This window comes from Nocardiopsis yanglingensis (assembly GCF_045809185.1).
Taxonomy (GTDB): Bacteria; Pseudomonadota; Gammaproteobacteria; order Xanthomonadales; family Xanthomonadaceae; genus Stenotrophomonas; species Stenotrophomonas yanglingensis.
Map to the genome: position 1 here is coordinate 80396 of NZ_JBJNRH010000016.1, position 8016 is coordinate 88411.

The window sequence follows — 8016 nt, forward strand, 5'->3', positions numbered from 1 at the left end:
AGGATTTGCCCGGCTCAGGCGTCGAACAGCTTGCCGGGATTCAGCCGCGCTTGGGGATCGAACGCGCGTTTGACCGCCTTCATCAACGCGATCTCGGCCGGGCCGCGGGTGCTGTCCAGGTAGCCCTTCTTGACCAGTCCGATGCCGTGCTCGGCCGAGATGCTGCCATCGAAGCGGGCCAGCACCTGCGCCAGCAGCTTGGTCACATGCTCGCACTGCGCCACGAAATCGGCGTCGCTGGTGTCGTCCGGCTTGAGCACATTGATGTGCAGGTTGCCGTCGCCGATATGGCCAAACCAGACCACGTCGAAGTGCGGGTAGGCCTGCCCGATCAGCGCCTGGGTCTCGGCCAGGAACGCCGGCATCGCCGAGATCCGCACCGAGACGTCATTCTTGTAGGGCGTGTAGCGCGCCAGCGATTCGGTGATGCCTTCGCGCAGGCGCCACAGCTGCGCGGCCTGGGCATCGCTGGCACTGATCACGCCGTCACTGACCCAGCCATTGCCCATGCAGTCCTCGAACGCGGCCATCGCCGCCGCTTCCTGGGCCTCGTCGCCGGCGGCGAACTCGGTGACCACGTAGTACGGATGCACCTCGTCGAACGGTGCCTGCGCGCCATGCGCCAGCACGTGCTCCAGCGCCCGGTCAGTGAAGAATTCGAAGGCCTGCAGCTGCAGGCGCGCGCGGAACGCGGCGAATACCTGCATCAGCACCTCGAAGCTGGGTACGGCCAGCAGCATCACGTTGCTGGCCGGCGGCGGGTCGGTCAGTTTCACCGTGGCTTCGACGATCACGCCCAGTGTGCCCTCCGAGCCGATCAGCAGCTGGCGGAAGTCATAGCCGCTGGAGTTCTTGATCAGCCCCTTGTTGAGTTCCAGCAGCTGGCCATCGGCCGTGACCACCTTCAGTCCCGCGATCCACTCGCGGGTGTTGCCGTAGCGGATCACGCGGATGCCGCCGGCATTGGTGGCGATGTTGCCGCCGATCGAGCAGGACCCGCGCGCGGCGAAATCCACCGGGTAGATCAGGCCGTGGTCCAGCGCGGCGTTGTGCACGGCTTCCAGCGGCATGCCGGCCTGCACCACCAGGGTGCGATCGACCGCGTCGTAGGCCAGCGCCTTGCTCATCCGTTCCAGGCTGAGCACCAGCTCGCCGTTGGCGGCCACCGCGCCACCCGAGAGACCGGTGCGGCCACCGGACGGCACCACGGCCACGCCCTCGCCTGCGCTCCAGCGCATCACCGCCTGCACTTCCTCGACCGTGGCCGGCAGTGCGATCGCCAGCGGCGCCGGCGTCCAGCGCCGGGTCCAGTCGCGCCCGTAATGCTCCAGGTCGGCTGGGTCGGTCTTCAGCTTCAGGCCGGGACAGGCCTGATGCAGCGAGGCAATGCGGGAATCGGTCATGACGGTCCAGCGCGGTGCGTGAAGAACGCGCAAGCGTGCCAGCGGCACGCGCCAGCGTCCAGCCCTGCGGCCGTGCAGATAGCTACGGATGCAACCAATTGCGCACTGCACCATGGGCGACACGATCTGGCATAGTGGTCAGCCCCTGTCCCACTGGCCGTGTTGCCCCATGTCGCCGAAGAAGACCTCGTTCCCGAAGCAGGATATCCGTGTGCTGTTGCTGGAGGGGGTCAGCCAGACCGCCGTGGAGGTGTTCAGCGCCGCCGGCTACAGCCAGATCGAAGCGCACACCAAGGCGCTGCCCGAGGACGAACTGAAGGCGCGCATCGCCGAGGCGCACATCGTCGGCATCCGTTCGCGCACCCAGCTCAGCGCCGAAGTGCTGGCCGAGGCCAAGCGCCTGATCGCGGTGGGCTGCTTCTGCATCGGCACCAACCAGGTCGACCTGGACGCGGCCGAGCTGGCCGGCATCCCGGTGTTCAACGCGCCGTACTCCAACACCCGCAGCGTGGCCGAGCTGGTGATCGCCGAGGCGATCATGCTGACCCGCGGCATCCCGCAGAAGAATGCCGAATGCCATCGCGGCGGCTGGTCGAAGTCGGCCAGCGGCAGCCATGAAGTGCGCGGCAAGACGCTCGGCATCATCGGCTATGGCCACATCGGCACCCAGGTCGGCGTGCTGGCCGAATCGCTGGGCATGCAGGTGATCTTCCACGACGTGGAAACCAAGCTGGCGCTGGGCAATGCCCGCGCAGCAGCCAGCCTGGACGATCTGCTCGCCCGCGCCGACATCGTCACCCTGCACGTGCCGGAAACCCCGTCCACGCAATGGATGATCGGCAGCACCGAGCTGGCGAAGATGCGCAAGGGCGCGCACCTGATCAACGCCGCGCGCGGCACTGTGGTCGACATCGATGCGCTGGACGCGGCCCTGGCCAGCGGCCACGTCGGCGGCGCCGCGCTGGACGTGTTCCCGATCGAGCCGAAGGGCAATGGCGATATCTTCGAATCGCCGCTGACCCGCCACGACAACGTGATCCTGACTCCGCACGTGGGTGGCAGCACGCTGGAAGCACAGGACAACATCGGCATTGAAGTGGCCGCCAAGCTGGTGCGCTACAGCGACAACGGCAGCACCCTGTCGGCAGTCAACTTCCCCGAGGTGACCCTGCCCGAGCATGCCGACAGCCTGCGCCTGCTGCACATCCACCAGAACGTGCCGGGCGTGCTGTCCAAGGTCAACGAGATCTTCTCGCGCCACAACGTCAACATCGACGGCCAGTTCCTGCGCACCGACCCGAAGGTGGGCTACGTGGTGATCGATATCACCGCCAGCGAGGAACAGGCTGCTGCGGTGCGCGACGAGCTGGCCGCGATTCCGGGTACGCTGCGCACGCGCATCCTGTATTGACGCGGATCCCGCCATGCACTTGTAGAGCCGAGCATGGGCTCGGCTCTACAGGTGGCTAGCGCGCCAGCCAGCGGCGCGCCATGCGCTGCATGGATTCGTCAGATTCCGGGTCGGTCGCGACCTCGGTCACCGGCCGCCAGGCCAGTTCCAGCGATTCCTCGCTGAGCACGAAGGCTTCGCCGCCCAGCGCGCGGATCACGAAACGCACGTCGTAATGCCAGTGCCCCGGTACGTCCTTGCGCTCCGGAATCCAGTGCTTGTCCAGATCGAAGATGGCCGGATCTTCCAGCACCAGGCCGCTCAGTCCCGATTCTTCCTCGGCTTCCTTCAGCGCCACCTGGGCCAGGTCGCGGTCGCCGTCGGCGTGGCCGCCCAGCTGCAGCCAGCGCTGCAGCTTGCGGTGGTGGGTCAGCAGCAGGCGCTGGCCATCGGCACTGACCAGCCAGCAGCTGGCGGTGAAGTGGCCGGCCAGGCGCTCGCGGCGGAACGGATCTTCCGGATCGTCCAACAATGTGCCGAATTCGGCAGCCAGTGCGTCGTGGGCGGGCTCGCGGTGGGCATAGTCCCGCAGCAGGCCACGCAGGCGATCGTCAAGCACGGCAAGGGTTTCGGCGGTCTGGCTCATGAATGGGCGGCGTTTGGAAAAATACTGCTCATTATCGCCGTTCATTGTTGCGATTGCGCTTGTGCGTTGGCTTCAGCTTTGGCTAAGGTACAGCGGGCCGTTCGCGCGGCCTTCACCATTCCAGGGTTGCCGGCAACGTATCGGCAGCCCACCCAATCCGATCACTAGGAAGTACTGCATGCTGAAAGCTCTGTTGAGGGTCAAGCCGGTTGAACCGGCCGGGCACGTCGATGCCGGCGAACCCATCGAAGGCAGCCTGGACGGCGAAGCCACGTTGAAACGGACCCTCACGGCTAAACACCTCATCCTGCTTGGCGTGGGTGCGGTGATCGGCGCAGGTATCTTCGTGCTGACCGGCCAGGCCGCAGCCAACCACGCTGGCCCGGCAGTGATGCTGTCGTTCGTCATCGCCGGCTTCGCGTGCGCCCTGGCGGGCCTGTGCTACGCCGAGTTCGCGGCGATGATGCCGGTTTCCGGCAGTGCCTACTCCTATTCCTACGCCACCCTCGGCGAAGGCATGGCCTGGTTCATCGGCTGGTGCCTGGTGCTGGAGTACCTGTTCGCCTCGGCCTCGGTCGCGGTCGGCTGGTCGGCGTACCTGATCAGCTTCATCACCACCACGCTGCACATGCCGTTCCCGGATGCCCTGAGCGCGGCCCCGATTGCCTGGACCGGCAGCGAGTTCATCGCCTCGGGCAAGCTGTTCAACCTGCCGGCAGTGCTGATCGTGGCGGCGGTGTCCGGCCTGCTGTACGTGGGCGTGACCCAGTCGGCCTTCGTCAACGCGATCATCGTGGCGATCAAGGTCACCGTCATCTGCCTGTTCATCGGCATCGGCGCAGCCCACATCGACCCGGCCAACTGGCAGCCGTTCATCCCGGAAAACACCGGTGTGGCGGGTGAGTTCGGCTGGAGCGGCGTGTTCCGTGCGGCCACCATCGTGTTCTTCGCCTACATCGGCTTCGATGCGGTCTCCACCGCCGCCGGCGAAACCAAGGACCCGCAACGCAACATGCCGATCGGCCTGCTCGGCTCGCTGGCCGTGTGCACCATTGTCTACATCATCGTCTGTGCGGTGCTGACCGGCATGATGCCGTATCACCTGCTGGGCACCGACAAGCCGGTGGCCACCGCGCTGGAGCCCTACCCGACCCTGTCCTGGCTGAAGACCCTGGTCGAGATCGGCGCCATCGCCGGCCTGTCCTCGGTGGTGCTGGTGATGATGATGGGCCAGACCCGCATCGCCTACACCATCTCCCGTGACGGTCTGCTGCCGAAGTTCTTCGGCAGGGTCCACGCCCGCTTCCGCACCCCGTACGTCGCCACCATCGTGGTCGGCGTGATCGCCGCCGCACTGGCCGGCCTGGTACCGCTGAACGTGCTGGGCGAACTGGTCTCGATGGGCACCCTGCTGGCCTTCGCCACGGTCTGCATCGGCGTGCTGGTGCTGCGCTATACCAAGCCGGAGATCCACCGCCCGTTCCGCGTGCCGGCGGTGTGGATCATCTGCCCGCTCGGCGCAGCCACCTGCCTGTTCCTGTTCTGGCAGGCATTCGTGGTGCACTGGCACCTGTTCGTTGGCTGGACGCTGCTCGGCCTGCTGATCTACCTGGGCTACGGCATCCGCAACAGCAAGCTGGCCAAGTCGCCCTGATCCGCCTACGGGCCGGCCTCGCGCCGGCCCGTCCGTTTTCCCCGCGCGCCCGTTGCGGCGCGCTTTGACAAGACCACCACACATGTTCAAGCAACTGTGGGCCACCAAGCACCCGCATGCCGCCCATGAAGACGCCAACGGCCTGAGCCTGCGCCGCCACCTCGGCCCCTGGGGGCTGACCGCCCTCGGCATCGGCGCGGTGATCGGCGGCGGCATCTTCGTCATCACCGGCCAGGCCGCCGCCAACCACGCCGGCCCGGCGATCATGCTGTCGTTCGTACTGGCGGCCATCTGCTGCGCCTTCTGCGCACTGGCCTATGCCGAGTTCGCCTCGATGGTGCCGGTCTCCGGCAGCGCCTACACCTACACCTACGCCACCTTCGGCGAGCTCTCGGCCTGGTTCATCGGCTGGATGCTGGTGCTCGAATACGGCGTCTCCGCCTCGGCGGTCGCGGTCAGCTGGACCGGCTACTTCCTCAGTCTGCTCAGCCAGTTCGACATCCATCTACCGGCGGCGCTGGTCAGTGCCCCGCTGGACGCACAGCTGCGCCCGACCGGCGCGATCGCCAACCTGCCGGCCGCCGCACTGGTGCTGCTGCTGACCTGGCTGTGCTACGTCGGCATCAGCAAGTCTTCGGCGATGAACATGGCGATGGTCGTGCTCAAGACCGGCCTGATCGTGCTGGTCATCGTGGTGGGCTGGAAGTACGTGGACACCAGCAACTGGACGCCGTTCATCCCCGCCAACGAAGGCCCCGGCAAGTACGGCATGGAAGGCGTGCTGCGCGGTGCGGCGATGGTGTTCTTCGCCTACATCGGTTTCGAGGCGGTATCGGTGGCGGCGCAGGAGTCGAAGAACCCGCAGCGCGACATGCCGTTCGGCATGATGCTGTCGCTGGTGATCTGCACCGTGCTGTACATCGCGATGGCCGCAGTGATGACCGGCCTGGTGCCGTTCCAGCTGCTGGGCACCGACGAGCCGGTGGTGACTGCCGTGGCGGCCCACCCACAGCTGGGCTGGCTGCGCTGGGTGGTCGAGATCGGCGCACTGGTCGGCCTGTCCTCGGTGGTGCTGGTGATGATCATCGGCCAGCCGCGCATCTTCATGATCATGGGCCGCGACGGCCTGCTGCCGCCGGTGTTCACCAAGATCCACCCGAAGTACCGCACCCCGCACATCAACACGGTGATCACCGGCATCGGCATCGCGCTGCTGGCGGCGCTGTTCCCGCTGGACATCCTCGGCGAGCTGACCTCGATGGGCACGCTGATCGCATTCGCGGCCGTGTGCGCCGGCGTGCTGATCCTGCGCCGCACCCAGCCCGACCTGCCGCGTCCGTTCCGCATGCCGATGGCATGGCTGATCTGCAGTCTGGGCGTGCTGAGTTGCCTTGCCCTGCTGTCGGCGATGACGATGCACAACTGGATGCTGATGGGCGTGTGGACGTTCGTCGGTTTCGTGATCTATTTCTGCTACGGGTTCAGGCACAGCCGGCTGCGGGGTAAGTAGTTTTTTTGTATTGCAGGGCCTGCGGCCCTGCACCCGCTTTTGGAGCACAAGCAACGTCCAGAGCAACAGCTGGGTTGAGGGTTTGGCGGGGAGGGGTGAGGTTGCGGGGGACGCTGCAAGTACGTCCCTGTAAGCTCGGTCGCCGCATCCATGCGGCTCACTGATCTGGCCCCCCGTCAGCGGACGCCAAGAAGCGATACTTTGATCGCACTTGGAGGTCCCTTATGTCCCGTATCACCCGTCGTAGCTACACCGATGAGTTCAAGCACCAAGCCGTGGAGTTGGCCGAGTCGCTCGGACCTGCCGCAGCGGCCCGTCAGCTGGAGATGTCGGTCAAGACGCTGGCAAATTGGCTTGACGCGGTCCGTGCTGGCCGGTCGTTGACCTCTGAGGCTCGCAGGCCAGCCACCGACCTGGAAAGCGAGATCAGCCGCCTTCGGGCCGAGAACGCCAATCTGAAGATGGAGCGGGAAATCCTAAAAAAAGCGGCGGCGTTCTTTGCCAGAGAGTCCAAGTGAGGTACGCCTTCGTCGCCAGTCAAAGGACTCACTACCCGACCAGGTTGCTGTGTCGGGTTCTTGGGGTTTCTGTCTCTGGATTCCATGACTACCTGCGCCGGCAGTGTGCCCAAACGTACGATGTCGATTCGGCCCTCCGTACCGAGCTTCGGGCCATTCATGTGACCAGCAAGCGCAGTTATGGGCGACGTCGGCTGGTCAGGGCCTTACGAGCCAGGAATCATCCAGTCGGCCACAAGCGCGTGGCACGGTTAATGGCCGAGGAGCGAATCCAGGGCAAGACCAAAGGCCGATTCCGACCCAAATCCTCCGGCGGCTCATCTCAGCTCGCCCCCAACCTGCTGGATCGGCAATTTGCCCCCGGAACCGGACCGACGGCCTGGGTCGGGGATATCACGTATGTCCCCACCCGCCAGGGATGGCTGCATCTGGCCGTGGTCATCAGCGTCCAGACCCGGCAGGTGCTGGGCTACAGTGTTTCCAAGCGTCTGACTGAAGAGCTGGTGGTGAAAGCATTTGCCAATGCTTGGGCTCTGCATCCACAACGACCCGGCCTGATCTTCCATTCAGATCGTGGTGGGCAGTACTGGGGGAACCAGTTTCGCCAGCTGCTGCAGTCCCATGAGGTGGTCCAAAGCATGAGCCGGCCTGGCAATTGCTGGGACAACGCGGTGGCCGAGAGCTTCTTTGCCACGCTCAAGACAGAAGAGGCTGCCGAGCCTTACGCCAGTAGAGAACAAGCCAGCCAGTCCATCGCTGCTTACATCCACGGCTTCTACAATCCAGCCCGGCTACACTCGGCGCTGGGCTACCACTCGCCTAACAACTACGCCCGGCAGCTCCGGGCTGCCGCCTGAAACGGCTTCATGGCGTCCGTTTTCAGGGGGCCAGATCA

7 protein-coding genes are annotated in these 8016 nt (G+C 65.5%); 5 read left to right on the plus strand and 2 right to left on the minus strand.

The genetic code is table 11. The features are described 5' to 3' along the window. Positions 1-14 precede the first annotated feature (14 nt). Positions 15-1403 (minus strand): FAD-binding oxidoreductase, encoded by a 1389-nt coding sequence (locus ACJ7C5_RS18120; protein WP_412704706.1) that lies wholly within the window; start codon positions 1401-1403, stop codon positions 15-17. 169 nt (positions 1404-1572) lie between these two features. Between ACJ7C5_RS18120 and serA the strand changes: the two genes are divergently transcribed. Further along, positions 1573-2814 carry a phosphoglycerate dehydrogenase gene (gene serA, locus ACJ7C5_RS18125; protein ID WP_412704707.1) on the plus strand — a complete coding sequence of 414 codons (1242 nt, stop codon included), beginning with the start codon at positions 1573-1575 and terminating at the stop codon, positions 2812-2814. Between the two features lie 55 nt (positions 2815-2869). On the opposite strand, the gene ACJ7C5_RS18130 is transcribed toward serA, so the two are convergent. Then, positions 2870-3439, minus strand: coding sequence for an NUDIX hydrolase (locus tag ACJ7C5_RS18130; protein WP_412704708.1), 570 nt, complete (start codon positions 3437-3439; stop codon positions 2870-2872). 178 nt (positions 3440-3617) lie between these two features. Here ACJ7C5_RS18130 and ACJ7C5_RS18135 point away from each other — a divergent pair, with 178 nt between their 5' ends. From ACJ7C5_RS18135 to ACJ7C5_RS18150, 4 genes are all read left to right on the plus strand, one after another. Next, complete coding sequence (locus ACJ7C5_RS18135) at positions 3618-5093, plus strand: amino acid permease (RefSeq protein WP_121503164.1); 1476 nt, start codon at positions 3618-3620, stop codon at positions 5091-5093. An 82-nt stretch (positions 5094-5175) separates the two neighbouring features. After that, positions 5176-6603 carry an amino acid permease gene (locus ACJ7C5_RS18140; RefSeq protein ID WP_097048021.1) on the plus strand — a complete coding sequence of 476 codons (1428 nt, stop codon included), beginning with the start codon at positions 5176-5178 and terminating at the stop codon, positions 6601-6603. A 224-nt stretch (positions 6604-6827) separates the two neighbouring features. Next, on the plus strand, positions 6828-7121 hold the full coding sequence (locus tag ACJ7C5_RS18145) for a transposase (protein WP_006388655.1): 294 nt from the start codon (positions 6828-6830) through the stop codon (positions 7119-7121). Continuing rightward, positions 7118-7978, plus strand: coding sequence for an IS3 family transposase (locus tag ACJ7C5_RS18150; protein WP_412703693.1), 861 nt, complete (start codon positions 7118-7120; stop codon positions 7976-7978). The genes ACJ7C5_RS18145 and ACJ7C5_RS18150 overlap by 4 nt, the downstream gene beginning before the upstream one ends. Positions 7979-8016 lie beyond the last annotated feature (38 nt).

What these genes read in the sequence shown, in the direction of transcription:
- ACJ7C5_RS18120 (WP_412704706.1), bottom strand. Translation starts at nt 1,403, where the DNA reads ATGACCGATTCCCGCATTGCCTCGCTGCATCAGGCCTGTCCCGGCCTG.
- serA (WP_412704707.1), top strand. Translation starts at nt 1,573, where the DNA reads ATGTCGCCGAAGAAGACCTCGTTCCCGAAGCAGGATATCCGTGTGCTG.
- ACJ7C5_RS18130 (WP_412704708.1), bottom strand. Translation starts at nt 3,439, where the DNA reads ATGAGCCAGACCGCCGAAACCCTTGCCGTGCTTGACGATCGCCTGCGT.
- ACJ7C5_RS18135 (WP_121503164.1), top strand. Translation starts at nt 3,618, where the DNA reads ATGCTGAAAGCTCTGTTGAGGGTCAAGCCGGTTGAACCGGCCGGGCAC.
- ACJ7C5_RS18140 (WP_097048021.1), top strand. Translation starts at nt 5,176, where the DNA reads ATGTTCAAGCAACTGTGGGCCACCAAGCACCCGCATGCCGCCCATGAA.
- ACJ7C5_RS18145 (WP_006388655.1), top strand. Translation starts at nt 6,828, where the DNA reads ATGTCCCGTATCACCCGTCGTAGCTACACCGATGAGTTCAAGCACCAA.